We start from the raw sequence: 342 nt of genomic DNA, 5'->3' as shown, positions 1-342 counted from the left end.
AGGCAGCAGCACAAGAATCCGAATTAAAAGAAAAGCTCAGTGACCAGCGTCGCAAAAGAACTTCCAACCACAAAGGAAGAATGGCCCTTCCGGAGCATCTTGAGGTAAAAGAGATCGAGATCTATCCAGAGGAAGATCTTACCGATATGGTTTGTATCGGCAAAGAAGTGACCGATGAACTGGAATACGAGCCTGCTAAATACTATATCAAACGTTACATCCGCTATAAGTATGCTCCCAAGAATAAAGAAGGAGTGATCATCGGGGAACTTCCTGAGCGGGTGATTGAAAAAGGAATCCCGGGAGCCGGACTCCTGGCTTCGATTTTAGTAGATAAGTACC

Annotated in this window: 1 protein-coding gene; it reads left to right on the top strand. The window is 45.3% G+C overall.

Features of this window, described 5'->3' with window-relative positions; all coding sequences use genetic code 11:
* On the top strand, positions 1-342 hold a 342-nt coding region (locus LB467_RS18805), incomplete at both ends, for an IS66 family transposase zinc-finger binding domain-containing protein (RefSeq protein WP_224475679.1).

Origin of the sequence: Salegentibacter tibetensis, assembly GCF_020164485.1 — a bacterium.
Lineage (GTDB): Bacteria > Bacteroidota > Bacteroidia > Flavobacteriales > Flavobacteriaceae > Salegentibacter > Salegentibacter tibetensis.
Note: the sequence above shows the minus strand (reverse complement) of the source record. Positions and strands in the feature narration are given on the sequence as shown.